The organism is uncultured Mucilaginibacter sp., assembly GCF_913773635.1.
GTDB lineage: Bacteria > Bacteroidota > Bacteroidia > Sphingobacteriales > Sphingobacteriaceae > Mucilaginibacter.
Genome location: NZ_CAJYGQ010000006.1, coordinates 175296 through 201053 on the forward strand (window position 1 = coordinate 175296; position 25758 = coordinate 201053).

23 protein-coding genes and 1 riboswitch are annotated in these 25758 nt (G+C 38.5%); of the genes, 14 read left to right on the top strand and 9 right to left on the bottom strand.

Going from position 1 to position 25758, the window contains the following annotated elements; translation table 11 throughout:
• Together corA and QZ407_RS06175 are read right to left on the bottom strand one after the other, a co-directional pair.
• A complete protein-coding gene (corA, locus tag QZ407_RS06170) occupies positions 1-1131 on the bottom strand; it encodes a magnesium/cobalt transporter CorA (RefSeq protein WP_295768751.1) in 1131 nt (376 codons plus the stop codon).
• A 5-nt stretch (positions 1132-1136) separates the two neighbouring features.
• On the bottom strand, positions 1137-1748 hold the full coding sequence (locus QZ407_RS06175) for a WbqC family protein (RefSeq protein ID WP_365334722.1): 612 nt from the start codon (positions 1746-1748) through the stop codon (positions 1137-1139).
• A gap of 38 nt (positions 1749-1786) precedes the next feature.
• Here QZ407_RS06175 and QZ407_RS06180 point away from each other — a divergent pair, with 38 nt between their 5' ends.
• Positions 1787-2680: a lysophospholipid acyltransferase family protein gene (locus tag QZ407_RS06180; protein WP_295768754.1), complete on the top strand. Its 894-nt coding sequence runs from the start codon at positions 1787-1789 to the stop codon at positions 2678-2680.
• Positions 2673-3725 (top strand): glycosyltransferase family 2 protein, encoded by a 1053-nt coding sequence (locus tag QZ407_RS06185; protein WP_295768757.1) that lies wholly within the window; start codon positions 2673-2675, stop codon positions 3723-3725. The genes QZ407_RS06180 and QZ407_RS06185 overlap by 8 nt, the downstream gene beginning before the upstream one ends.
• On the opposite strand, the gene QZ407_RS06190 is transcribed toward QZ407_RS06185, so the two are convergent.
• Positions 3694-6192 (bottom strand): mechanosensitive ion channel domain-containing protein, encoded by a 2499-nt coding sequence (locus tag QZ407_RS06190; protein ID WP_295768758.1) that lies wholly within the window; start codon positions 6190-6192, stop codon positions 3694-3696. The genes QZ407_RS06185 and QZ407_RS06190 overlap by 32 nt on opposite strands.
• A gap of 148 nt (positions 6193-6340) precedes the next feature.
• Positions 6341-6760 (bottom strand): type II 3-dehydroquinate dehydratase, encoded by a 420-nt coding sequence (gene aroQ, locus QZ407_RS06195; RefSeq protein WP_295768759.1) that lies wholly within the window; start codon positions 6758-6760, stop codon positions 6341-6343.
• A 41-nt stretch (positions 6761-6801) separates the two neighbouring features.
• Here aroQ and xerD point away from each other — a divergent pair, with 41 nt between their 5' ends.
• On the top strand, positions 6802-7701 hold the full coding sequence (gene xerD, locus QZ407_RS06200) for a site-specific tyrosine recombinase XerD (protein WP_295768760.1): 900 nt from the start codon (positions 6802-6804) through the stop codon (positions 7699-7701).
• A 13-nt stretch (positions 7702-7714) separates the two neighbouring features.
• On the opposite strand, the gene QZ407_RS06205 is transcribed toward xerD, so the two are convergent.
• A complete protein-coding gene (locus QZ407_RS06205) occupies positions 7715-8128 on the bottom strand; it encodes an OsmC family protein (protein WP_295768763.1) in 414 nt (137 codons plus the stop codon).
• Between the two features lie 170 nt (positions 8129-8298).
• A riboswitch (SAM riboswitch) is annotated at positions 8299-8411 on the top strand.
• 89 nt (positions 8412-8500) lie between these two features.
• Between QZ407_RS06205 and QZ407_RS06210 the strand changes: the two genes are divergently transcribed.
• The 4 genes from QZ407_RS06210 to QZ407_RS06225 all read left to right on the top strand — a co-directional run bounded on the left by QZ407_RS06210 (position 8501) and on the right by QZ407_RS06225 (position 11052).
• Positions 8501-9637 (top strand): cysteine desulfurase family protein, encoded by a 1137-nt coding sequence (locus tag QZ407_RS06210; RefSeq protein WP_295768766.1) that lies wholly within the window; start codon positions 8501-8503, stop codon positions 9635-9637.
• Between the two features lie 34 nt (positions 9638-9671).
• Positions 9672-10307, top strand: coding sequence for a peroxiredoxin (locus QZ407_RS06215; RefSeq protein WP_295768768.1), 636 nt, complete (start codon positions 9672-9674; stop codon positions 10305-10307).
• Positions 10308-10390: 83 nt separating this feature from the next.
• The gene (locus tag QZ407_RS06220; protein ID WP_295768770.1) at positions 10391-10726 is read left to right on the top strand and encodes a DUF2185 domain-containing protein; all 336 of its coding nucleotides are present in this window, start codon (positions 10391-10393) and stop codon (positions 10724-10726) included.
• Positions 10727-10860: 134 nt separating this feature from the next.
• Positions 10861-11052: a cold shock domain-containing protein gene (locus tag QZ407_RS06225; RefSeq protein WP_157541264.1), complete on the top strand. Its 192-nt coding sequence runs from the start codon at positions 10861-10863 to the stop codon at positions 11050-11052.
• Between the two features lie 129 nt (positions 11053-11181).
• Here the strand turns inward: QZ407_RS06225 and QZ407_RS06230 are convergent, their stop codons facing one another.
• The gene (locus tag QZ407_RS06230; RefSeq protein WP_295768774.1) at positions 11182-12267 is read right to left on the bottom strand and encodes a mannose-1-phosphate guanylyltransferase; all 1086 of its coding nucleotides are present in this window, start codon (positions 12265-12267) and stop codon (positions 11182-11184) included.
• Between the two features lie 238 nt (positions 12268-12505).
• Between QZ407_RS06230 and recQ the strand changes: the two genes are divergently transcribed.
• Complete coding sequence (gene recQ, locus QZ407_RS06235) at positions 12506-14698, top strand: DNA helicase RecQ (RefSeq protein ID WP_295769513.1); 2193 nt, start codon at positions 12506-12508, stop codon at positions 14696-14698.
• Positions 14699-14851: 153 nt separating this feature from the next.
• Here the strand turns inward: recQ and gap are convergent, their stop codons facing one another.
• Both gap and QZ407_RS06245 read right to left on the bottom strand, forming a co-directional pair.
• A complete protein-coding gene (gene gap / locus QZ407_RS06240) occupies positions 14852-15847 on the bottom strand; it encodes a type I glyceraldehyde-3-phosphate dehydrogenase (protein ID WP_295768775.1) in 996 nt (331 codons plus the stop codon).
• Between the two features lie 10 nt (positions 15848-15857).
• Positions 15858-16706, bottom strand: coding sequence for a hypothetical protein (locus QZ407_RS06245; RefSeq protein ID WP_295768777.1), 849 nt, complete (start codon positions 16704-16706; stop codon positions 15858-15860).
• A gap of 242 nt (positions 16707-16948) precedes the next feature.
• On the opposite strand from QZ407_RS06245, the gene QZ407_RS06250 reads away from it, so the two are divergent.
• On the top strand, positions 16949-17650 hold the full coding sequence (locus tag QZ407_RS06250) for an NUDIX domain-containing protein (RefSeq protein WP_157541278.1): 702 nt from the start codon (positions 16949-16951) through the stop codon (positions 17648-17650).
• Between the two features lie 40 nt (positions 17651-17690).
• On the opposite strand, the gene QZ407_RS06255 is transcribed toward QZ407_RS06250, so the two are convergent.
• Positions 17691-18542: an N-acetylglucosamine kinase gene (locus QZ407_RS06255; protein WP_295768780.1), complete on the bottom strand. Its 852-nt coding sequence runs from the start codon at positions 18540-18542 to the stop codon at positions 17691-17693.
• A 242-nt stretch (positions 18543-18784) separates the two neighbouring features.
• Between QZ407_RS06255 and QZ407_RS06260 the strand changes: the two genes are divergently transcribed.
• The 5 genes from QZ407_RS06260 to QZ407_RS06280 all read left to right on the top strand — a co-directional run bounded on the left by QZ407_RS06260 (position 18785) and on the right by QZ407_RS06280 (position 25749).
• Positions 18785-20119: a nucleotide sugar dehydrogenase gene (locus QZ407_RS06260; protein WP_295768782.1), complete on the top strand. Its 1335-nt coding sequence runs from the start codon at positions 18785-18787 to the stop codon at positions 20117-20119.
• Between the two features lie 141 nt (positions 20120-20260).
• Positions 20261-21361 (top strand): UDP-galactopyranose mutase, encoded by a 1101-nt coding sequence (gene glf, locus QZ407_RS06265; RefSeq protein ID WP_295768784.1) that lies wholly within the window; start codon positions 20261-20263, stop codon positions 21359-21361.
• Positions 21362-21424: 63 nt separating this feature from the next.
• Positions 21425-22279, top strand: a complete 855-nt coding sequence (locus QZ407_RS06270) for a polysaccharide biosynthesis/export family protein (RefSeq protein ID WP_295768786.1) — start codon at positions 21425-21427, stop codon at positions 22277-22279.
• 12 nt (positions 22280-22291) lie between these two features.
• Entirely contained in the window at positions 22292-24664 is a 2373-nt protein-coding gene (locus QZ407_RS06275) for a polysaccharide biosynthesis tyrosine autokinase (RefSeq protein ID WP_295768788.1), read from the top strand.
• Positions 24665-24705: 41 nt separating this feature from the next.
• Positions 24706-25749, top strand: coding sequence for an FAD-binding oxidoreductase (locus QZ407_RS06280; RefSeq protein WP_295768790.1), 1044 nt, complete (start codon positions 24706-24708; stop codon positions 25747-25749).
• Positions 25750-25758: the final 9 nt, after the last annotated feature.

Here is a 25758-nt window from a genome sequence, read left to right on the forward strand (position 1 = left end):
TCAGAGCCGGTTAAACCAACCCTTTTTCCAAAAAAACAATACTTGAATAAGGCCGATGAATACCATGATGCCCACGCAATATAAATAGCCGTGAGGCTCATATAACTCGGGCATATTTAGCGGAAGACGCTTATTGGTATCAGGATCGGAAGGGGCGAAGTTCATACCATAAACGCCCGCCACAAAAGTAAGGGGTATAAATATAACCGAAATGATGGTGAGCACCTTCATGATTTCATTCATGCGGTTGCTTACCATTGATAAATACAAATCAATGTTGCTGGCGCTTATTTCCTTATAGCTTTCAATTAAATCTATTATTTGTATGCAATGGTCATATGCATCGCGTAAATAAGTTTTTGTTTCTTTGGTAATAAGCGGGCTTTCGGTTCTGATCATGTCATTAATCTTGTCACGCTCGGGCCAGCTTGCCCTTCGCAAAACAATAAGTGTACGCTTAAGGTGCTGCGTATCATACATAATGCTTTTATCGGCCTTCTCGTAAATACGATCTTCAATTGCCTCAAGCTCTTCGCCAATTTGATTTAATACCACAAAGTACCAGTCAATAACGGTATCAAATAAAGCATAACAAATAAAGCCCGGCCCCAGCTTATGTATAGGGCTTTTAGGAGCATTTAACCTGCTTTCTAAACCGTCAAAATTGTCTTCGTAGGTTTCTTCAAAACTTATTATCAGATTGTCTTTAACAATTACAGATAGTTGCGTATTACTTAGCTCGCAATTTTCATTGCAGGTAATCAATCGGCCAGTAGCAAATACATATTCATCATACTCATCAAACTTGGGCCGTTGATGATTGTTCATGATGTCTTCAAGCACCAGGTCATTGATATCCAGCCTGTCACCAATCTCTTCAATAAGCTTGGCATCGCCCATGCCGTTTATTTTAATCCAGTGCGTATGCTTGTCGCATTCGTTCAACTGATCAAGCACCGTATGAATATTATCACCTTCAGAGGTCACCAGTTCATCAGTGTTGTAGGAGTACATCTTAATGCGTGGCTTTAAAGCGCCATCGGGTACTCTTATCATACCCGGCCTGTCGCCCACGTTACCCGCACGCTTGTGCATGCGTGATGATATACGCTTATACTGTTTACTGGTCATGTAAATTAAAGATAACTTATTGCCTGTGGCCCCTGGTTAAACAGAAGATCAACGATGCTCAGATTCTTCAAGAATCCTTTACGTTCTTCAAAAACCTGAAAGTATGGCTTTTGTTCAAACGCCGCATCTTTTTTAGGATGTATGCTGTTCCTGTAATCGGCCAGGTCATCATAGGCGCGGTGGTATTCTTCGGTATAGGTAAGCTTTGCCGGTAATTTTAAGAATTTTAAAATCATACTCAGCAATTGCTCATTGTAATCAAACAGGTAGTCAAACTTGTCTTCATAAAACCTTGCAAAATCATCTTCATAAAATTCAAAATATGCCGACCGGCGGTAGCAGGCTTGCAAACTCATCCAATGCAACCGTTGCCAGTTAAAGTCATAGCTTATTTTTACATCTTTAACAGCCGTATGTACTTTAGAACCTTTAATTACAGGCACTACCAGGCTCAGTAACCCGTCGGGCGTGTAAACATGAGCCCTGTTACGATATGTTTGTTTCGGAAAGTGTTCGTGCTTTTCAATAAGCACATTACTTTTGTTGTTGTTAAGTACGGTAAAGTACTCAACAGGTGGTAAATAAAACATGGGCAGCACGGCTCCGTTTTCCATCATTATCTCTTATGTTTGTAGCTTAATATTTTGCGAAAATAATGATAAAGAAAGGTTTTTCCAGATTGGGTGTAGGTTTGCTATACCTGATTTCGTTATTACCTTATCCTGTACTGTTTTTTATAGCCGATATACTTTTTGTTTTGCTATACCATTTAACAGGGTACCGCCGCAAGGTAGTACAGCAAAATCTTGCCAACGCCTTTCCCGAAAAATCTATAAATGAGCGTTTGGCTATAGAAAAGAAATATTATCGTTTCTTAGCCGATCTTATAATGGAAACTATTAAATTATATTCCATATCTGCCGATGAAACAATTAAAAGAGTTGATTTTCGCGACCATTTATTAAAGGATAATGAAGCCTTCAAAAGCGGAAAAAGTATAATAGCAGCAGTAGGCCATTATGGTAACTGGGAGAGCGGTTGCCTGCGCATGGGATTGGTTGAAGAAAGAAAGTGTATCATTGCTTACAAGCCATTATCCAACAATATATTCGATAAGTTTTTCTATGATCTGCGTTCGCGTTTCGGAACGCTGATGGTTCCAATGAAAAATACTTTTCGCACTGTTGTGGCTCACCGCAGGCAGCATACCTTAACCGTGTTAGCAGGCGATCAAACGCCGTCGCGCGATGAGGTAACTTATTTCACTAATTTCCTTAACCAACCTACAGCCGTATTTTTGGGCGTTGAGAAGTTAGCCAAGGCTACAGATAGCCTGGTTGTATTTTGTGATGTAAGGCGTGTAGGGCGTGGCTATTACACGTGTACATTTGTACCTTTGTTTGATAATCCAAAAGATACTGCCGAATACGAGATAACCAACGCACATGTGCAGTATCTGGAAAACGTAATACGAGAAGAACCCGAATTTTGGCTTTGGTCTCACCGCAGGTGGAAATTTAAGCCGGAAGATTTAAACAAGCATGAATAAACCTAAAGTTGCTGTTGTAATATTAAACTGGAACGGCCTCAAATTTTTACAGCAATTTTTACCGTCTGTTTTGCAATCAACTTATCCAAACATGGAAGTGGTGGTAGGCGATAACGGCTCGACAGATGGATCAGTTGAGTTTTTAAAATCGCGCTACACCAACGAAGTTACCGTTTTGCAAAATGATGAGAATTATGGTTATACCGGTGGCTACAATCGCGTTATAAGCCGTGTTAGCGCCGATTATTTGATTTTGCTTAATTCAGATATTGAAGTTATACCTGGCTGGATAGAACCTATCATTGAACTGATGGAAGCTGACGAACGCATAGCTGCCGCAGCTCCAAAAATACTTGCTTATCATAACAAAAATCACTTTGAGCACGCAGGTGCGGCAGGCGGATTTATTGATAAATTAGGCTATCCGTTTTGCCGCGGCCGTTTGTTTTATGAGATAGAGCAGGATAACGGACAGTACGATCAGTCGGGTGAGATATTTTGGGCTTCGGGTGCGGCATTGTTTATCCGCAGCAAATGCTGGAAGGAAACCGGCGGGTTTGATGAGCGCTTTTTTGCCCACATGGAAGAAATTGATTTGTGCTGGCGATTAAAAAATATGGGTTACAAAATTATGTATTGCGCACAATCGGTAGTTTACCATGTTGGTGGTGGCACCCTAAATGTCGAAAACCCTTTTAAAACATACCTTAACTTCAGAAACAACCTTTGGCTAATTCAAAAAAACATGCCGTTTTTAAAGGCGTCGTGGGTGATAAGTGTGCGCATGTGGCTTGACCTGGTTGCACTTATACGCTTTGTGGGCGAGGGTAAACGCAAAGATGCCTGGGCTGTAAGTAAGGCCCATCAAAGCTTTGTACTGAGCTTTTTAAGGAAAGGTAAAAGCAGGAACCCTGCATTAACCAACCTCAACACAGTTACAAAAAACCCTAACCTTAAAGGCATTTACAAGCGTAGCATTGTGACGGATTTTTTTGTGAAAAAGAAGAAAACGTTTACTGATTTAAACCCGAAGGATTTTCATTAGCTGGTGGCGTTGGTGGAGTGGGCGCTGAATCATTTTGCGGTACTCTAAGCACAACCTCCTGCGCGGGCTTAGGCATTTCAACACCTTCTTTATCAAATTCTTTATAAATAGATGTAAGCACCTGGCTTTTTAGTTGCTCCCACAAACTTATATCGGCCGCCCAAAACAACACCTTAAAGTCAATTGAGCCTGCACCAAGCTTATCTAAAAATACTACGGGCGCAGGGTTCAGCATAATATCATCACGGTTTGCGGTAATGTTGCGCAGTATATTTTTAACCTTATCAATGTCGCTTCCAAAAGCAACGCTTATAAGCAGTTCAACCTGGCGATTGCTGTCACTCAGCGTCCAGTTTATCACGTGTTGAGATATAAGATCGCCGTTGGGGATGATGATCTCAGCGCCATTACCAGTGGCAATCTTGCTCGACCGCATTCCAATGTCTTTAATGGTTCCGGTACGGTTCGCTACCTCGATAACGTCACCAACCTGTACAGGTTTTTCAAAAGCCAGTATTAACCCCGAAACTAAATTGTTTACAATGTTTTGCAAGCCAAAACCTACACCCACACCCAACGCACTTATAATAATGGTTACTTTATCTAACGGAAAGCCTGAAGCGCCTACAGCCAGCAAAAATCCTACGCTAAATACGGCTATCCTAACCAGTAATAATGAGGTCCGGGTTTTGCGTTCGAGGCTTGCGCTGCCCCGTTTCTGTTCAGCAAAGTCGTAAAAGTAAACTATAATGCGGGCAACAATTGCCGACAGCCATATAACCCCAACAAAAATTACAATGCTGCCAAAGGTGAATAATGTGCCGCCTAGGTTGCGTGATTGAGTAAGGAAGTTTCCTAAAAGCTCAAATACACCGTCTTCAACACTTAAATTCTGCAGCAGCGTTACACTCCACATTACTACCGCAACAATATAGAGTATGCTACGAAAACGGCTTTGAAGTAATTTAAAATCAAGGTAGGAGCTTATACTATCTTCATCATCTTTGTAGGTCTCCAATTGCAAAAACAAGCCTTGAACTAATATTTGCACAAAGTAGTATAAGCCAATGGCAAGCCAAAAGTTGTACAGTGCAGTTACACCTATAATCTTTGCAAGACTGAATCTTCCTGCTACGTTTAGTATAAACGAACCTGTTTCGGCAATAATCAATAACCAAAGTACAGTTTTGGCAAATGGTATGTGTGGTTCATAAACGGCTCCTATTTTACGTACATAATTGGCACTCAAGTAAACTGTAACCGCAGTTGCCAATAAAAGCGCAATCCGGTCAACATTCGAAACCTCCACAAACAAATTACTCACGCCAAATAAAAGCCCTAATAAGAAAAGCTTAAATAAAAATTTAAACTGAGGCGAAGGGCAGGTACGATAAACCAGGCGCAGCAGGCAAAGCGTGGTAATCATCAAAATTACCTGCAAGAAAACAACCGGGGGATGTGAATATAAGTAAGGTATAACAAGCGATGTAACCAGTAGAGCCGATGCGTAAGGCAAGCCTACCACATAAGTAGTTTGTTCAAACACCTCTCGCGCATTTCTGCGCTTTTTTACAATCTTGCGCCGGTTTACAACAATCCAGAGTATAAAGCCCGCTAAAATAAGTAAGGCTAAAACATGTATTACCAACTGATCATTAAGCAGCTTGAACAGTTTGAGGTTCATGGTTACCGTACGCTCAAGGGCCGAATTGAATGTAGCATCTTTTGGCGATTGCATATCCCATATGTAGCCGTACTCACAGTTGAAAGCCTTCATACTAAAGTTCCTGATTTTGTTGTCAATCAGTTCCTTTTGATCAATAATGGAGATATAAATAGAGGTAAGCTTATTTTGCAGTAAGCCAATGCGCAGCGTCGCTTTACGGTTTACCTTATCAAGCTTTTGGGCACGTGCTTCAATAGTGGAGCGTTGCTGCAAAAATGTAAGTCGTAAAGTACTATCGGCCGGAAAAATACGGAATACGGAATCTTTGGATATTTTGTTTATGTCTTCATCAATATCAGCCAGCTTATCGCTCATTTCCATGAGCTGATCTTGCCACACGTCAAGCCGGTGTTGTTGTTTGCTCAATACATCGCGTATGGCGTACAGGTAACGTAGCGTGCCTGAGCGGTCTTTTACAATAAGGCCGCGCATGGTTGTAATTGTCTTTTCCAATCGTGGTAAAGCAGCACTTATATCGGCAGTATCAAGCCCTTTTCCGAGTCGGTTGTTTATCTGGTTAAATGATAGGGTGTAAAACTCAATACGCTGCAGCAGGTTGTTGGTAGATGTATCAGACGTTTTGTAATAACGCATCATGGAATCGCGCCTGAGCATGGCTGCACGCAACGAATCAGTAACGGTACGCTTGTGTCGTTTTCGGGTTTGTGCAAGGGCATCAAATGAAAACGCAATTAACGATACAAGTAAAAATATAAAACCGAATTGTACGCTTTTACGCATGAGTAGCTGCTAAGAAACTATTATCGTGATAGTTACAGCTAATAACAAAAATCGTTTGCTGATTTATTAAATTTTTATGAGAAAGTAAGAACGCTTACCCTTAATAAACTGAGAACTGGGATTGAACTTATTAAGCTAATAAATCAACTCAAACGTTAGTAAGATTCTCTAACGCCAGGCGGTATGAGTCCATACCAAAGCCGGCTATAACACCTTTACAATTCGCAGCAAGCATTGATTTATGCCTGAACGTTTCGCGTTTGTAAACGTTTGACAAGTGAACTTCAACAACTGGAGTATTAATGGCAGCAATGGCATCGGCAATTGCAATTGAAGTATGCGTGTAAGCCCCTGCATTCAGGATAATACCATCAAACTCAAACCCAATTTCATGAAGTTTGTCAATTAATTCGCCTTCTATGTTGCTTTGAAAATAATGTAGATCATGATTGGCATAACGCTCACGCAGCGTTGTAAAATAGTTTTCAAAACTACTGTCGCCGTAAATAGATTTTTCTCTAACGCCAAGCAGATTTAAATTTGGGCCGTTGATGATCTGTATTTTCATTACCTTTCAAACATAACTATAAATCATTTAAAACAAAACAGGTGGATTGGCAGTGGGCAATAAAAGGTTTTAAAAACTATCTTAAACTTGAAAAATCGCTTTCGGCAAACTCAATTGAAGCTTACGGAAGAGATATTGAAAAGCTACGGCAATTTGCCGAGGCTCAGCCTATGCTTATAAAACCAAACCTGATAACGCTTGCTAACCTGCGCAGCTTTTTGCAGTGGATTAATGAGCTTGGAATGATTCCATCCAGCCAGGCGCGTATCATGTCGGGTATAAAGGCATTCTATAAGTACATGCTTATTGAAGACTTAATGTCGGTAGATCCATCAGAGTTACTTGAATCGCCTAAAGTACAGCGTAAGCTGCCCGATACACTGAGTTACGATGATATAAACAACTTGATTGGTGCCATTGATTTATCAAAGCCCGATGGTGCGCGCAATAAGGCCATGTTAGAGATGCTTTATAGTTGTGGTTTACGCGTGTCAGAAATGACTGAACTGAAAATGTCTAATTTGTACCTTGATATTGAATTCATTAAAGTTACAGGCAAAGGAAATAAGCAACGCCTTGTGCCCATAAGTAATGCCGCGATAAAAGCGCTTAACTTTTGGCTTGCCGACAGAAAGCTAAACTATGCTGTAAAAAAAGGAGAAGAAGACATTGTTTTTTTAAGCAGGAGAGGGAGCAGGCTTACACGCGTATTTGTTTTTATGCTTATTAAAAAGCTTGCGCAAACTATTTGTTTAAAGAAGAAGATAAGCCCGCACACCTTCAGGCATTCGTTTGCAACGCACTTAATTGAGGGAGGAGCCGATTTACGCGCAGTACAGGAAATGCTTGGGCACGAGAGTATAACAACAACCGAAATTTATACTCATCTGGATAGAGATTACCTAAAAAGCACCATCATTCAATATCACCCGCGGAGTTAGCAACGCTAGAAAATCATGCTAACCGGCTTTCCATTTTTACGTTACCGGCAAGTAACTTGTGTACAGGGCATTTATCGGCAATATCCAAAAGTCGTTCTGTTTGTTCGGCAGTCAAATCGCCTTTAAAGCTAATGGCAATTTCAATGAAGTGACCGTCTGGAACGGCAAATATTTCCAAATTGATATTTATTTCATCAACTATCCACATCTTACGATCAATGTACATGCGTAAAGTAATTGCCGTGCAGCTTCCCAGGCTTGATAATAGTAAGCCAAACGGCGTCATGCCGGTATCGGTGCCGCCAAGGTCGGCGGGCTCGTCAGCAACTATTGCGTGGTTCCCGCTGGTTACCACAGTTTGGTAATGTGCCCTGGCTATGCTTGCCTTTCCTTGTGCTATAGGCTTTTTATTTTCCTGGTTACTCATTTAGTAGTTATGTATTGGCACTAATTTAATTTGCCTGCCAATGTTAAATAAATAAGCCCGAAAATGTTTTCTTAACAGGCACAAAAAAAACTCTAAATAAATAATCTACTAAGTTGATAGATTTAATAATATATTCCTATATTTGTGAAGTTTAATGACCGTTCTTTGTAAACTTATCCAGAAAGACTGAGGGAAAGGCCCTGTGAAGTCTTAGCAACCTATACAGCTAATCATTGTAAAAGGTGCTAATTCCTGCTCTTGCTTTGCAAGAGGAAGATAAGGTGACAAGATTTACTCTTGTTAATGTATTGCTCCCGGCAGTGCTTTTTGGTATAAGTGAAATTTATTTTAACTAAAAACAAAAACAACGCCATGAGAATTTACCTTGACAATGCAGCCACAACCCCTATAGATACGGAAGTATTTAACGCCATGACTCCTTATTTGCTTAATCATTTCGGCAATCCATCATCGCTTCATCAGCAGGGTAGGGAGGCGCGTAAGGCAATTGAGGATTGCAGGGCAAATATTGCAGATTTGTTGAATGCATCACCCCAGGAAATTATATTTACTTCGGGCGGGACAGAAGCCGACAACACTGCTATCTTTTCGGCTGTTTACAGTGAAGGCGTAAAACATGTGATTACCACACGGTTTGAACATCATGCGGTGCTTCACACGCTTGAAGCCTTACACGCTAAAGGGATTATTACGGTAAGCTTCATAAAGCATGATGACAAGGGCGTATTGGATATTGCGCACCTGGTTGAGTTGCTACAAGTGAGCCCACGTAGCTTGGTATCAGTAATGCATGCCAATAATGAAATAGGCAACTTAAATGATATTGAGGTTATAGGCGAACTATGCGAGCGTTACAATGCCTTGTTTCATACCGACACAGTTCAAACAATGGGCCATTATCGGCATGATCTGCAAAAATTAAAAATCCATTTTTTAGCAGCGTCGGCTCATAAGTTTCACGGACCTAAAGGCGTTGGTTTTTTGTTTTGTCGTAAAGGGGTGAAGCTTTCGCAACTTATACATGGCGGCGGGCAAGAGGGCAGGCTACGTGCCGGTACCGAAAACATACATGGCATAATAGGGCTTACAAAAGCGTTGCAAATTGCCTATAAGAATATAAACCAGCATCAGCAGCATATACAAAGCCTTAAAACTTATATGATTGAACGCCTGATGAGCGAGGTGCCCGGAGTAATTTTTAACGGCAACTCTGCTAATATCAATGGCAGTCTTTACACGGTGTTAAATGTTGGATTGCCGTCTGTTGGCTACTCACGTGGCTTGCTGGAGTGTTTTGATGAACATGGAATATCGGTATCGGGAGGCAGTGCATGTTCTGCCGGTGCAGCGTCGCATGTGCTGCAGGCCATAGCCACCGATGTTACTAAAGACAATATCAGGTTTTCATTCAGTAAATTAAATACCCGTGCCGAAATTGACCAGGTAATTGATGCTTTGAACAACATCTATCAAACTATTGCGGCATAATTTTATTATACATAACACAATTAAAATTAAAAACATGAGCTTAAGATTAGGCGATAAAGCACCAAACTTTAAAGCGCAGACTTCGGTAGGCGAAATTGACTTTTATGAGTTTTTGGGCGATAGCTGGGGCGTGCTATTTTCACACCCGGCAGATTATACACCGGTTTGTACTACTGAGTTAGGAAGAACAGCAGCACTTAAAGACGAGTTTGAAAAACGCAACGTTAAAGTGGCAGCACTGAGTGTGGACTCGGTAGAATCACATTACGGTTGGATAAGCGACATTAACGAAACGCAAAATGTAGAGGTGAGCTTCCCGATAATTGCTGATGAAAACCGCGAGATTGCAGAGGCTTATGATATGATTCACCCTAATGCATCATTAACGGCTACTGTACGCTCGTTATTTATCATAGCACCCGATAAATCAATTAAATTGATAATTACCTACCCTGCATCTACCGGGCGCAATTTTCAGGAAATTTTAAGGGTTATTGATTCACTTCAGCTTACAGCCAATTACAGTGTGGCCACACCGGCCGATTGGAAAGAAGGTGAAGACGTAGTAATCACTCCGGCTGTTAAAGATGAAGAAATTGAAGCACGTTTTCCTAAAGGTCATACCCGCGTTAAGCCTTATTTACGCTTAACTCCACAACCCAACAAGTAGGGTTAGCATTTGAATGTTGAAATAAGAAAGGTTCTTTTATTGGTTTAAAAGAACCTTTCTTACGTTTATGCAGTTAGTAATTCATGATCAAGAACTTCAAACTCAAGGCAAACGATATTAAACAATTGATTGAACCTATGGGTGGATGCCTGGCAACGGATGAAATTACTGTAAACGGCGAACCTGTAGGTTATATGTACCGCGAGGAGCCGGATAACGATATTGATAGCGGGTGGCGTTTTTTTGCAGGAACAGAAACTGACGAATACGCAAATAACGTTGACAATGTAATGGTGTATGATGTAAACACCATTGTTAACTATGACCAGGCAATTGTACCTTATTTGCACTTGCCTGCCGGTACCCAATTAGAGCGAAACGCTGACAATACGTTTGACTTAATTGATGAGGAGTTGTAGGTAAACCAGGCATCAAAACCTTCCTTAAATTGATGATTTATATTATCACAATTGTGTTAACAAACGTCTTTATTTAAATTAAGTTAACAATACGCCGATTATTATAGCTATCTTGCCCGCTTATTAATAATATAATGCAAAAAGAAGGAACAGTAAAATTTTTCAACACCGAAAAAGGTTTTGGATTCATTTCACAGAATGGCGGAGACGACGTTTTCGTACATTCAACCGGCCTTATCGATCAGGTTCGTGAAAACGACCAGGTTACTTTCGAGGTTGAGCAGGGCCGTAAAGGTCCTAATGCGGTAAATGTAAGAGTAGTATAACACACTATAAAAATTTAATCGTTAAAGCACTTGTCGTTTCGGCAGGTGCTTTTTTGTTAGGCGTTTAAACAGCAAAAAGCCCTGCCAACTTACATTGGCAGGGCTTTTAGTTAGCTTTAAAAGCGGTAATTATATATACTTTGTACCAAACTTTTGTTTTACATCGGCAACAACCTGTTTTACGTTTTGCTCATCCTCTTTAGGGCAAATAAGCAATGTATTGTTTGATTCAACAACAATGTAGTCATGCAGGCCTTTTAAAATTACTAGCTTATCATCAGGTACGTTAACCATACAGTTTGATGAATCGTACATGATAACTTTCTCTGCCGGTATAACAGCATTTCCAACATAGTCTTTCTCAACAAGCTGATAAACTGATGCCCATGTACCTAAATCGCTCCAGCCAAACTCTGAAGGCAATACGTAAACATTATCAGCTTTTTCCATAATTCCGTAATCAATAGAGATATTGGTGCAGCGCTGGTAAGCATTATGTACGTGAGGTTTCTCGTTATCACTGTTATATACACTGCGGGCTTCAGCAAAAATTTCGTGCATATCAGGCAGGTACTTGTCAAATGCGCTTACAATTGCCTTGGCCGACCATATGAATATACCTGCATTCCACAAAAAGTCGCCGCTTTGAATGAAGGTTTTAGCAATCTCAAGTGTTGGTTTCTCTGTAAAGGTTTTAACCTTATGAAACTTATCATCAATTACTTCCTCATTATATTGGATATAACCGTAACCGGTATCAGGGCGCGATGGCATAATACCAAGTGTTACCAGGCATTTATGCTCTTCTGCAGTTTTCAATGATGCCTCAATGCTTTCAATAAAGCCGGCTTCATTAAGTATCAGGTGATCTGACGGCGCTACCACAATTACGGCATCAGGGTTAAGGCTTTCAATTTTGTAGCAACCATATGCTACACAAGGTGCAGTGTTGCGCATAACCGGCTCAGTCAAAATTTGCGAGTCGGTCATATCTGGTAATTGCGTTTTAACCAGATCTGTATAAATTTCGTTGGTTACAACGTAAATATTTTCCTTAGGACAAATCTTTAAGAAACGCTCGTAAGTGTTTTGAATTAAGGTTTTTCCGGTTCCTAAAATGTCTATAAACTGTTTAGGGTGTGAGGTACGGCTAATAGGCCAAAAACGGCTACCTATACCACCTGCCATAATGATGGCATAATAGTTTTTATTCATGGTGATGCAGAATGTGATTAAGTGGTGACACTGCGGTCAAATTTGTAAAAAATATTCGGTTTTAATAATAAAAAACCGTTATATTTAGTTATTGATTATTGAAGGTACAAACACAAAAAAATCATAGAAGTTTAATATTTTATTAAAGTTCCGTAGCCCTTGTGCAATTTTTTGTTATTTTGTATTACTTAAGTTATATAATTAAGAAAAAACTTCATCTTTTCTCTAATATAAAATGATCGAAACAAAGAAGTCTCTTTTTGATAACCTGCAAAATTTTTTCGGATTCGATAATTTTAAAGGTGAGCAAGAAGCGATCATAACCAACATCATGGCCGGTAATGACACCTTCGTTATTATGCCAACCGGCGGCGGTAAATCTATGTGTTATCAACTTCCGGCCTTAATGACGGAAGGAACTGCAATTGTAATTTCTCCACTTATAGCCCTGATGAAAAATCAGGTTGACCAGTTAAGAGCTTTTTGTAACTCAGACAGTGTTGCCCATTTCCTTAATTCATCTTTAACAAAAACCGAAACAGCAAAAGTTAAAGAGGATGTGTTAGCCGGCAAAACCAAACTTTTATACGTAGCCCCCGAATCATTAACCAAACAAGACAATATTGATTTTTTACGCCTCAACAAACTCTCATTCGTAGCAGTTGATGAAGCGCACTGTATTTCTGAATGGGGTCATGACTTCAGGCCTGAATACCGTAAGATAAGGCAGGTAATTGCCAACCTTGGCGAAAATATTCCTATCATCGCCCTTACAGCTACGGCTACGCCAAAGGTTCAGCATGATATTCAAAAGAACCTGCAAATGAACAATGCAACGGTGTATAAATCATCGTTCAACCGTTCAAACTTATATTACGAGGTGCGGGCAAAGCGCAACGTTTTAAAAGAGATCATTAAATTTATTAAGCAGCATCAGGGTAAATCAGGTATTGTTTATTGCCTTAGCCGTAAAAAGGTTGAGGAGGTTGCCGAAGCGTTAAAGCTAAACGGTATTAAAGCATTACCCTACCATGCCGGCCTGGATGCCAAGGTACGTGCCGAAACGCAGGATAAGTTTTTGATGGAAGATGCCGATGTTATTGTAGCTACAATTGCATTTGGTATGGGCATTGATAAACCTGATGTGCGTTATGTTATACACCACGATGTGCCAAAAAGTATGGAAGGTTATTATCAGGAAACCGGCCGTGCAGGGCGCGATGGAGGCGAAGGTATATGCGTAGCTTTCTATTCAGAAAAGGATGTAGATAAGCTGCAGAAATTTATGAAGGATAAACCGGTTTCAGAACGTGAAATTGGTACGCAGATACTTAAAGAAGTTATTGATTACGCCGAATCGGCGGTTTGCCGCCGTAAGCAAATATTGCATTACTTTGGTGAGGATTTTGACGCTGGTAAATGCAATTGCATGTGTGATAATTGCAGTTCTGATCGTCAGTTTTTTGATGGTGAAGCACAACTGCACCGTGCACTAAGCATGATTAAGCAATTGGGCGAAAAGTTTGATGACCATCACATCACCAGTGTGTTGATGGGTACTGATGGCCCGCATGTGCATCATTATGAGCACCACTTGCTTGATATATTCGGTTCGGGCAAGGAAGATGGTGAAAATCTATGGCGGTCACTTATACGCCAGGCCATGCTTGATAACTTTTTATCAAAAGATATTGATAATTACGGTTTGCTGCGTCTTACCGAAAAAGGTCATAACTTTTTGGAGAACCCTTACAGCATTCGCTTTGTGCTTAACAAGCCTATGGAAGCTGCTGACGAAGATGACTCGGAAGATGGGCCTAAACAGGGTGGAGGAGCGCTTGATTCGCAATTATTGCAAATGCTCAAGGATCTTCGTAAAAAAATAGCAAAGCAAAAAAATCTCCCTCCGTTTGTCATTTTCCAGGATCCATCATTAGAGGAGATGTGCACGCACTACCCGGTCTCAACTGATGAGCTTAAGCAAATATCAGGTGTAGGTGCAGGTAAGGCGGCCAAATTTGGCACACCTTTTATTGAAGTCATCAAAAAATATGTAGAAGATAATGATATTGACCGTCCGGTTGATATGGTTATTAAAAGTGCGGCTAATAAATCTGCACTCAAAGTTTACATCATTCAAAACATTGATCGTCATCTTGATCTGGAAGATATTGCTGCATCAAAAGGACTCACTTACGAAGAAATTTTGCGTGAAATTGAATCGATAGTGAACTCGGGTACAAAGCTTAACCTTAATTACTACATTGATGAAGTAATTGATGAAGACAAGCAGGATGAAGTTTATGATTACTTCCGTAGCGCCGAAATAGATTCAATTGATCATGCATTGCTTGATTTGGGAATAAACGATTATACGCGCGAAGAAATTCAATTGATGCGTATTAAGTTCATGTCTGAATTAGGAAACTAAACTCACTTTCATAAAATAAAAAAGGAATTCATTTATGAATTCCTTTTTTTTGTGTTTAATAGTTCGATATGCAAATAATTGACTCTCCTATAAAGTTTCACAAAAAAAAGGCTGCAATAACTATTGCAGCCTTTTTCAATCTATTTGCTAAGATTATAACTTACCGATTTCCTGAACCAGGTCGATAATTTTGTTTGAATAACCCCACTCGTTATCGTACCATGATACTACTTTAACAAAGTTGTCATTCAAAGCAATACCTGCTTTGGCATCAAAAATTGAAGTACGAGCGTCGCCTTTGAAATCTTCAGAAACAACTTCATCTTCAGTATAGCCTAAAATACCTTTAAGTTCGCCTTCAGAAGCTTCTTTCATAGCAGCTTTAACTTCTTCATAAGTAGCTTTGTTTTTTAAGCGAACGGTTAAGTCAACAACTGATACGTCGGCAACTGGTACGCGGAATGACATACCGGTTAATTTACCTTTCAATTCAGGTAATACCAAACCTACAGCTTTAGCAGCACCTGTTGAAGAAGGGATGATGTTTTGGTAAGCACCACGGCCACCTCTCCAATCTTTAGCCGATGGGCCGTCAACTGTTTTTTGAGTGGCAGTTACTGCGTGGATAGTGCTCATCAAACCTTCTTCGATACCAAATTTATCGTTAAGGATTTTAGCGATTGGTGCTAAACAGTTGGTAGTACATGAAGCGTTTGATACAATACGCTGATCAGCTTTCAGTTCTTTATGGTTAACACCCATTACAAAGGTAGGGGTATCATCTTTTGCAGGGGCAGACATAACCACTTTTTTAGCACCAGCATCAATGTGTTTTTGAGCGGTTTCCTGAGTTAAGAACAAGCCGGTTGACTCAATTACAACTTCAGCACCAACTTCATTCCATTTTAAGTTTGCAGGATCTTTTTCTGCAGTAACACGGATGGTTTGACCGTTAACAACCAGGTTGCCGTCTTTCACTTCAATAGTGCCTTCAAATTTACCATGAGTTGAATCGTATTTTAACATGTAAGCCATGTAATCAGGCTCAACAAGGTCATTAATACCAACAACTTCTATATCTGGTCTTTGAATAGCAGCTCTGAAAGCTAAACGGCCAATACGGCCAAATCCGTTAATTCCTATTTTCATCTTGTTTTCTTTAATTTTTACTTGAATAGTAGGTTAATAAATTGTTTATAGGTTCTTTTAAAATAAGTGATATTGTAATACCGGTTTCATCAGCTGCTTGCTGTACATAAGTCTTAAAACCGGCAGCAACCGACCCTGCGAAGTAAATTTCTTCATCAGGGTGTTGACGCTTTAAGGGAGCAACATAAGTATTGATAAGCAGTTTGAATCCTTCAACCAACACGTTTTGTATATATGGGTCGGTTTGATTGTCAGCGTAGAATTCTGTAAGTGAACTTAAATACAATGCCGGCTGACGTTGATGGTAAACCTTCTCCAATAAGGTACGCCTGTCAGCATCATAATGTTTAATAAAGCGCTTTCTTAAGTTTTCAGGTAGTGTTTCGTTAAGGTAGGACTTAATTAGTTGCCTACCTAACCAATTGCCCGATCCTTCGTCTGCAAGCACATAGCCGAGGCCGTAGTTGTTGTCTTTGATTTTTTTGCCATCAAAATATGCTGCGTTTGATCCGCTGCCGCATATACAAACAATGCCGGATTTATTTTTACAACAGGCTATTGCAGCACCAAGCATGTCATGATCAACAGAAACACGCGCATACTTAAAAAATGATGCAAAGCTTTCGCTCACCGCATCTCTAAGCGGATCGTTCAAAACACCGGCACCAAAAAAATAAATGCGTTTAATTTCCTCGGCATGGTGTATGAGGTTTATGTTTTTATTAAGTAGTTGCGTAATATGCTTTCTGTCGTTAAAAAACGGATTTATGCTGCTTGTTTTAAATGAAGCCACAGTGCGGCCCTTGTCGGCTAGCCGCCAGTCTGCATAATTAGAACCGCTATATATAACTGCAACCATGTATTGTATAGCTTTGGTAGGCGCGCAAATATAACAACTTTGACGGCTTATCAATCTATAAATTCATCTCAATTGTGTAATTTTTACACCATTATTTATTATCAAATAACAGCTACTTATATTAACTCTATTTTTCGTAAAAATTGTATAACAATATGTATAAAAATGTATACTTGCATATAACTATACTAAGAAAAGCATTTAGGCGTAAGCGGCCTTTCACTAAAAACCTTTAAGTAGTCTTGGAAGAAAAATTGGTTAAGTTTGAATCGGCATTCTCGATTGATTGTGTAATATTCGGGTTTGAGGCCGGTGAATTGAAGATTTTGCTTATTGAACGGAAAGATAATCCATTCAAAGACTGGCTGGCCTTGCCCGGCGACCTTGTGAAAAATCATGAAGGGATAGAGGAATCAGCCGAACGTATATTATATGAACTTACCGGTTTGCGTGATTTACATATGGAGCAGTTCCATACGTTTGGCGATGTAAACAGGCACCCGCGCGGGCGGATTATCACTGTTGCGTATTACGCTTTAATACGCATTGATGGGCAGCGTGAACTTAAGCCTGGTAATTTTGCAAAAAAGGCACTTTGGCACAGCGTGAATGATTTACCTAAGCTAGCCTATGACCACACTGAAATTTTTAAAACCGGTTTTACCAAGTTAAGAAGACGCTTAAGTTACCAGCCTATTGCTTACGAGTTGCTGCCCGAAAAATTTACGCTCACGCAGCTTCAGCAGTTGTATGAAGCTATTTTGAACAAAAAACTTGACAAGCGGAATTTCCGAAAAAAAATGTTGAGCTACGGATTTTTAAAGGAGCTTGATGAAAAGCAAAAGAACGTATCATTCAGAGCAGCCAAGTTATATAAATTTGATCGCAGGAAATACAGCAAAATTTTCCAGAACGAACTCGGAGTTGATATCGATAACCCATAAAAAAAGCGCTTAAAAAGCGCTTTTTTTATGGATAGTCTCATTATTCGTTTTCAAGGTGGAATTTCACCAGGTTATCTATAGGCGAGCGAATGATGTTCCCCATCTGCATGCCGTTTTCTAAAACTACTTCTTCTAACACGTTGCGGAAATTGTATCCTACCGAACCAATGCAGTTAAACGTATAATTTTTATAGTTTGGATAGTGGGTAACCAGGTTGCGGAAAAAATCGTCAAACGATGATTTAACCAAATTGCGCATGTATTCTAAATGAACGTTGCTGTTATCATAAACAAATTTACTGAAGCCGGCACAAAACCTGTTAGCCAGGGGCTGCGAGTAAACTCTGTCGTTTACGTCATCGGGTGTTAAATGGTAAGTTTCCCAAAAAACCTTACGTACGCTTTCGGGCATATAACCACGTAGGTAATCAACCAGCAATTTTTTGCCAATGTAGCAGCCACTGCCTTCATCACCTAATATATAAGCTCCCGAATCAATGTTGTGTGCAACGTCATACCCATCATAAATACATGAGTTTGTTCCGGTACCTAATATTGCGGCAAACCCTTCTTTGCGACCTAACAAAGCGCGGGCCGCAGCAAGTAAGTCATGACCTATGTTGATCTTAGCTTGCGTAAAAACGCGGCTCATGCCATCTTTTACAATGTCGCGTTTCTCATCGGTTGAACAACCTGCACCGTAGTAATTAACTTCGGTGAGTTTGTCTTTATCTAAATCGGCAGGTAGGTTATCGGTTAACGACTTGACTATATAGTCGCTGCTTACAAAGTAAGGATTGTAACCTTCAGTATTAAAGTAGGATTTTTTTCCCTCGTCGTTAACAAGGCACCAGTTTGTTTTTGTTGAGCCGCCGTCGGCAATTAATTTCATAAGGCTTTTATAATTAAGTCGGGATAAATGTAAAACATCCCAATGTTTAAAAAAAATTAAATGATGTAAAAAATACACTATGTACCATATTTTCTTTTAAAATCGATTTAAAATCAATTAAGAGAAAATTGTAGCTTTTTTAAAAACCTTTTTTTGTCATCAATGTTTTTCGTGCATTAATTAAGGTAGTAAATAAATACCTCTATATTTGCAACATCTACCTTACGTGCTCCTGTGTTAGAATGAACGAACAAAACGATTCTCTGCCTTTACTTAAATCGGTTAATTTTGATAATGTATTAATAGCTGTTATTGGCTTAGGATACGTTGGTTTACCCTTAGCAGTTGAATTTGCAAGCAAGTTTCCTGTTACAGGTTTTGATCATTCCGCATTTAGGGTGAACGAGCTGTTAAGTGGTTTTGACAAAACTCAGGAGATACAAAGCCAGCAACTTAAAGCCGTTATCACTGATAATATAAATGCTAATGGCTTATATGTAACCTCAAAAGCAGACAGCCTGGCAGAAAGCAATATTTATATAATTGCAGTACCTACACCTACAGATAAGCACAACCGCCCTGATTTACGATTAATAAGGGAGGCAAGTGAGACCGTTGGTAGATATTTAAAGCCTGGCGACTTGGTTATATATGAATCGACAGTTTATCCGGGTGTTACAGAGGAAATTTGTGTGCCGATACTTGAGGCGGCATCAGGTTTAAAATTCAATATTGATTTTTTTGCCGGTTATTCGCCCGAACGGATAAATCCGGGAGACAAGGTACATACGCTTACCAACATTATTAAAGTAACATCAGGATCAACGCCTCAAGTTGCCGAATTTGTAGATCAACTTTACAAAACAATAGTGCAGGCCGGTACTCATAAAGCACCCAGTATAAAAGTTGCCGAGGCCTGTAAAGTTATCGAAAATTCGCAACGGGATATTAACATTGCCTTTGTAAACGAAATAGCAAAAATATTTAACATCTTAGATATTGACACGCAGGCCGTTTTGGAAGCCGCAGGTACCAAATGGAACTTCCTTAAATTCCAACCAGGACTAGTAGGAGGGCACTGTACCGGTGTTGACCCATACTACCTGGCACAAAAGGCGCAGGAGGTAGGTTATCATCCAGAAATTATTTTAGCCGGCCGCCGTATCAATGATGGAATGGGCACTTATGTGGCTCAGGAAGTGATTAAGTTGATGATAAAAAACAACATTGGCGTTAAGCATGCCAATGTGTTGGTACTTGGGTTTACATTTAAAGAGAACTGCCCAGATGTACGTAACACCCGGGTTATTGATATTATACGTACCTTAGAAGAGTACGATACACGTTGCGAAGTTTATGATCCCTGGGCTAACCCTATTGAGGTAGAAGCAGAATATAGCTTAGCAATTCATAATAAAATAGATAGTTTAAGCGGAAGTTATGATGCTATAGTCTTAGCTGTTGCACATCAAGAATTTCTATCTTTAAATATCAGTAATTTAAAGCGATTACAACATGCGGTTGTTTATGATATTAAGAGTATTTTGCCGGCAAGTATAAGTTCGGGCAGACTATAGGCAATATCTTATTAACATTACGCTTCTGCAATTTTGCCATAACTAAATACAAATTACTTTTGAATAGCATACAGTTAGGTCCTAAATTCAGTAAAATAACTGTTTTAAATAACTAGCATAGAATTTAATATAAACTACTTAATGAACAAACCATACGATTATTTAATAGTAGGATCTGGATTGTTTGGAGCCGTGTTTGCGCATGAAGCCAAAAAAAGAGGTAAACGATGTTTGGTAATTGACAAGCGTAATCATTCGGGTGGCAATATTCAATGTGAAATCGTTGAAGGTATAAATGTGCACAAGTACGGCGCACATATATTTCATACTAACGATAAACTAATTTGGGATTATGTAAATTCATTCGTTGAGTTTAACAGATATACCAATAGCCCGTTGGCGGTTTTTGAAAATGAAATGTATAATCTGCCGTTCAATATGAACACCTTTTATCAATTATGGAAGGTAAGAACGCCTAACGAGGTAAAAGCTATTATTCAAGCTCAGATTGACGAGTCTGGTACTAAAGATCCACAAAATTTAGAGGAACAGGCTATATCGTTAGTAGGCACTGACATTTATTACAAACTTATTAAAGGTTATACCGAAAAGCAATGGGGCAGGGATGCTAATGACTTGCCTGCATTTATCATCAAGAGATTACCCGTACGCTTTACTTATGACAATAATTACTTCAATGATAAGTATCAGGGTATACCAATTGGTGGCTATAATAAACTTACCGAAGGCTTATTGAATGGTATTGACGTTAAATTGAACGTTGATTACTTTGCAAACAGAACCGAATGGGATGCACAAGCAGAAAATATTGTTTTTACAGGAAAAATTGATGAGTTTTATGGTTACCGCTTTGGTCAGTTGCAGTACCGAAGCCTTAGGTTTGAACATACAACTCTGGATATTGACAACTACCAGGGGAATGCTGTTGTGAATTACACAGAGCGCCATATACCATATACGCGTATTATAGAGCATAAGCATTTTGAATTTGGCACTCAACCAAAAACGGTTATTACAAAGGAATATCCCGAAGAATGGAACATTGAAAAAGAACCATATTATCCAATTAATGATGTTTATAATACGGAAATTTATAAAAAATATGAAGCCTTGGCCAAGGCCGATAACCATATTGTATTTGGTGGCCGATTGGCTGAATACAAGTACTATGATATGCACCAAGTAATAGGTTCGGCCTTAAAAAAATGCCAGTTAATTTAAAAACTACATTAAAAACAAATAAAAGGTGTTAAAACCTTTATTTGTTTTTCTATTACAAAAAACATGTTATTTTTGGAATATATATTTAAAACCTCTACTGTGCCTTTGAAAAAGTTGACTATTAAATTGAGGTGGCATTTTATGTTAATAATACTTATAATGTCATCTTGTTCTTCAATTAAAAACGTTAAATACTTCAGTAATATTCCTGACACGCAAACTATTAGTGGTCTAGCAAATGTAGAATTTGTAAATCCTAAGATTTTACCTGATGATATTCTTTTTATAAATATTCAAACTGTTGATCCGAACGCTACCCAAGTTCTTTCTATGGGTAACGTACAAAATGCAGCAATTGGCGCAACTTCAACTGGCAGCACTGGCGGTCAAACGGTTGCTGGTTATCATGTAGACCATAGCGGTTATGTTGAATTACCGGTACTTGGTAAGTTAAAAGTGAGCGGCCTGACCACCGAACAAGCCCGTGAAATAATTAGGGTGAAGGCTGCGAAATTATATAAAGATCCAACAGTGAATTTGAAGTATGCTAATTTCAAAATTACTGTTTTAGGTGAAGTTGCTAAGCCTGGTACTTACGTGGTATCTAATGAAAAAGTCAACATATTAGATGCATTGGGCTTGGCTGGAGACCTGACAATTTATGGCAAGCGGGAAAACATTGTTTTGATTAGGCAAGAGGAAGACGGGAGTCGAAAACTAATCAAATTAGATATTACAAATAGTGAAATCTTAAATTCACCATATTATTATCTCCGCCAGAACGATTACTTATATATTGAGCCAAGTAAATCCAAAGCTGCATCATCCGATGCCATACAAAATCGTAATATTTCAATTATTTCTGCTATTGGTGCATCTTTAATATCAGTTATTGCAATTCTAGTTAGCACCAATTAAGAACCTTCTATCATGTCTGAAAATTTACTTAGTACTAAAAATAACACAACTCATACAGATGGTGATGACATCATAGACGTAAAAAAGATAGTAAACAAAGTAGTACATCAATGGCCGCTTTATTTAGCTTCTATTTTATTATGTACTGCATTGGCGGTTGTGTACGCTTATTTTTCAAATCCTACATGGCGTATTACAAGTAAAATTTTAGTTAAGGACGAAAAAGGGACTTCTCCAAGAGCTTTAAGTGGTTCAATCAGTAGCGAGTTTAGTTCAATCTTTAACGCTGGCAGTACTGCGGACAATGAGATTCAAGTTTTAAAATCTCGAACCATTATGCAAAAAAGTGTTCAGGCAATGCAATTGAATGTCAGAACATATGTCAAAACTGGTTTAAAGTGGAAAGAAATTTTTAAACAAATACCCTTCGTACTTAACCTCGACTACAAAGTAGATACAATAGCCAAGCGTGAGTACTTAATAGAGTTTATAAATGACGAAAGTTATAAAATTTCAAATAACAGTGAAGATATTAGCATTACTGCAAATTTTAAAAACCCTGTTCAGCTAGGTCAATATAATCTGAGTTTGACGTATATAGCTGGAATTAAATATTCAAAAAATTACAAGATTGTAATAGAGGATATAGATGCCACAATTGCAAACTTTTCTCAAAATTTCACTGTAAGTTTAGCTGACAAACAAGCTTCAGCAATAGATCTTTCGCTGAATTATCAACAACCTGAAAAGGGAGAGGCTATCCTCAACAAAATAATGCAATTGTATTTATCAACTAATTTGCAGAATGAAATGCAAATTGCCGATAGCACAATGGCATTCATTAATACAAGAATAAATTTAGTGTCTAAAGAGCTAAATGATATAGAACAACACTTCGAACAGTATAAAACTCGGAATAATCTGGCCAACATCAATGAACAGTCAAAAGCCTTGGTTACAAGCGCTAGCGGCTACTATGACAAACTTACACAACAAGATATCCAACTCTCAATTATACAAGATTTGGAAAGGTATCTTAATAATTCGCAAAACAAAAAAGTCATACCCAGTTCATTAATTAACCCGGCTGATCAGTCATTCGGACAGGCCATTAATTCTTATAATGAATTATTGTTAACCAGAGATAAAGCGAGTCTATCTTACACAGAAGATAATCCTATAATACAAAATATAGATAAACAAATAAATAATGCCAGAGTTAATTTAATTCAAAATCTTGAAACCTACAAAAAGAGTTTACAAGTAGGAAAGTCTCAATTAGAAAAACAAAACGTTGAGTTTGCAGACGAATTACGAAAAATGCCTAATAAAGAGCGTAACTACCTTGATTTTGCTCGTCAACAAAACTTAAAACAGGAACTGTATTTATTTCTTTTGCAAAAGCGAGAAGAGACAGCCATCTCAAGAAACTCTACAATATCAAATTCGCGAATTTTAGATCCGGCTAAAAGTGATTTTTTACCTGAGAAGCCAAAAAAGTCTGTTTTATATATAATTGGTTTTGTTTTAGGTATAGTATTGCCATCTGCTTACATTTTTGTTAAAGAATTATTTAACGTGCGAATCACTTCCCGATCAGATATTGATGCAGTTACAAAAATTCCAATACTCGGTGAAATTGGACACAATAGCGACAAACAGAGTTTAGTTGCAGGTACAAATTCCAGATCAGTAATTTCTGAGCAGTTCAGAAGTTTAAGAACAAATCTTCAATTTGTTTTGGATTCTTCGAAGTCTAACGTATTGCTTTTTACATCAAGCATGAGTGGTGAAGGCAAATCATTTTTGTCCTTAAATATTGGTAGTGCACTAGCTCTAACAGGTAAGAAAGTTGTTTTTTTGGAAATGGATTTAAGAAAGCCCAAGTTATCAGCTAGTGTAGGGCTTGCAAACGATAATGGATTTACAAATTACGCTATATCAGATGATCCAAATTATGATATAAAAAAGCTGCTAAAACCATTAAGTTTTAACCCAAATTGTTATTTGGTTTCATCCGGACCAATTCCTCCGAATCCTGCCGAGTTATTGTTAAGCGACAGGCTTACACAATTAATCGACTATTTAAAAGCTGAATTTGACTATATCATTATTGATTGTGCTCCTGTCGGATTAGTTACAGATGCCTTAATGTTTGAAAAATTTGCCAACCTTACTTTTTATGTTGCGCGTCAAGGCTTTACTTACAAGGCGCAGTTAGAGATTGCCAACGACTTGATAAATACTAACAAAATAAAAAACCTGTATTTAATTATTAATGATATTAAGGCACATAAGGCTGGATATACAACTTATAAGCAGGCTTATGGCTACAGCGTAGAAGAAGATAACAGCCGATGGAATAGATGGAAGTTTTGGAAGTAACATTTAATTGATGTATTAAACATTTTAAAAGTTGCATTTTTATGAGAACTTACACGTTAAAAGTTATTGGACTTAAGCAAGAAACTGTTGATACACTCACTGTTGTATTTAAACAACCCGGTCTAAAAAAAATAAAATATAAAGCCGGACAATATTTAACGCTGATTATCAAAGTAAATAACAGACGATATATTCGTCCATACTCTTTCTCATCAGCGCCCGGTGTAGAAAAGGATTTGGAAATTACTGTTAAACGCGTTCAGGGCGGGGTGGTATCTAATCATATTTTAGATAAAGTACAAATCGGGGATATAATTGAAGTTATTGAACCAATGGGCAAGTTTGTATTGCCAGAGGAGTTTTCAATTCTTCGTCCTCATATTGTATTGTGGGGAGCTGGAAGCGGTATTACACCTTTAATATCAATAGCTAAATACGCATTACATGCTTTTGGCACTTATAAGGTTACTTTAGTATATGGAAATCGCAATTCAGAATCAGTGATATTTGCCGATAAACTTGCGGAGTTATCAAGGCTATTTCCGGATAGATTAAAAATTTGGAATTTTCACACACAGCTTATTGTTGAAGATAGTAATCCTTATGTAGTTCAAGGACGAATTAACCCTCAGATAGTGCTTGATATGATGAATAATCATGAGGTCTTAACCGATGCATTCCACTACATATGCGGCCCGATAGGTTTGAAACAATCTGTAAAGACAGAGTTAAGCAAGTTTAATATTGATGAACGGTTGATTCATTCTGAAGACTTTGAACTACAAATTGATCCCGAACAACTAAGCGAAGTTCGAACGCAAAAGGTCATTATAGAAAAAGATGGAATTCAAAATCTGATAGAAGTTGTAAAAGGAAAAAGTTTATTAGAGGCTGGACTAGACAGTTCGTTAGACTTACCCTATTCATGCCAAACCGGTAGTTGTTTTATTTGTAAAGGAAGACTAAAGGGAGGCAAAGTAAAAACGATATCTTCTGATGAGGGTATTGCAGACTTAAATGAAGATGAATTACTTTTATGCTGCAGTTTTCCAGTAAGTGATGACGTATATATAATTTCACAATAATATAATTAA

Excerpts from the sequence above, each read along its gene's own strand:
- corA (WP_295768751.1), bottom strand. The coding sequence starts at position 1,131 with ATGACCAGTAAACAGTATAAGCGTATATCATCACGCATGCACAAGCGT.
- QZ407_RS06175 (WP_365334722.1), bottom strand. The coding sequence starts at position 1,748 with ATGATGGAAAACGGAGCCGTGCTGCCCATGTTTTATTTACCACCTGTT.
- QZ407_RS06180 (WP_295768754.1), top strand. The coding sequence starts at position 1,787 with ATGATAAAGAAAGGTTTTTCCAGATTGGGTGTAGGTTTGCTATACCTG.
- QZ407_RS06185 (WP_295768757.1), top strand. The coding sequence starts at position 2,673 with ATGAATAAACCTAAAGTTGCTGTTGTAATATTAAACTGGAACGGCCTC.
- QZ407_RS06190 (WP_295768758.1), bottom strand. The coding sequence starts at position 6,192 with ATGCGTAAAAGCGTACAATTCGGTTTTATATTTTTACTTGTATCGTTA.
- aroQ (WP_295768759.1), bottom strand. The coding sequence starts at position 6,760 with ATGAAAATACAGATCATCAACGGCCCAAATTTAAATCTGCTTGGCGTT.
- QZ407_RS06205 (WP_295768763.1), bottom strand. The coding sequence starts at position 8,128 with ATGAGTAACCAGGAAAATAAAAAGCCTATAGCACAAGGAAAGGCAAGC.
- QZ407_RS06210 (WP_295768766.1), top strand. The coding sequence starts at position 8,501 with ATGAGAATTTACCTTGACAATGCAGCCACAACCCCTATAGATACGGAA.
- QZ407_RS06215 (WP_295768768.1), top strand. The coding sequence starts at position 9,672 with ATGAGCTTAAGATTAGGCGATAAAGCACCAAACTTTAAAGCGCAGACT.
- QZ407_RS06220 (WP_295768770.1), top strand. The coding sequence starts at position 10,391 with ATGATCAAGAACTTCAAACTCAAGGCAAACGATATTAAACAATTGATT.
- QZ407_RS06225 (WP_157541264.1), top strand. The coding sequence starts at position 10,861 with ATGCAAAAAGAAGGAACAGTAAAATTTTTCAACACCGAAAAAGGTTTT.
- QZ407_RS06230 (WP_295768774.1), bottom strand. The coding sequence starts at position 12,267 with ATGAATAAAAACTATTATGCCATCATTATGGCAGGTGGTATAGGTAGC.
- gap (WP_295768775.1), bottom strand. The coding sequence starts at position 15,847 with ATGAAAATAGGAATTAACGGATTTGGCCGTATTGGCCGTTTAGCTTTC.
- QZ407_RS06245 (WP_295768777.1), bottom strand. The coding sequence starts at position 16,706 with ATGGTTGCAGTTATATATAGCGGTTCTAATTATGCAGACTGGCGGCTA.
- QZ407_RS06255 (WP_295768780.1), bottom strand. The coding sequence starts at position 18,542 with ATGAAATTAATTGCCGACGGCGGCTCAACAAAAACAAACTGGTGCCTT.
- QZ407_RS06260 (WP_295768782.1), top strand. The coding sequence starts at position 18,785 with ATGAACGAACAAAACGATTCTCTGCCTTTACTTAAATCGGTTAATTTT.
- glf (WP_295768784.1), top strand. The coding sequence starts at position 20,261 with ATGAACAAACCATACGATTATTTAATAGTAGGATCTGGATTGTTTGGA.
- QZ407_RS06270 (WP_295768786.1), top strand. The coding sequence starts at position 21,425 with ATGTTATTTTTGGAATATATATTTAAAACCTCTACTGTGCCTTTGAAA.
- QZ407_RS06275 (WP_295768788.1), top strand. The coding sequence starts at position 22,292 with ATGTCTGAAAATTTACTTAGTACTAAAAATAACACAACTCATACAGAT.
- QZ407_RS06280 (WP_295768790.1), top strand. The coding sequence starts at position 24,706 with ATGAGAACTTACACGTTAAAAGTTATTGGACTTAAGCAAGAAACTGTT.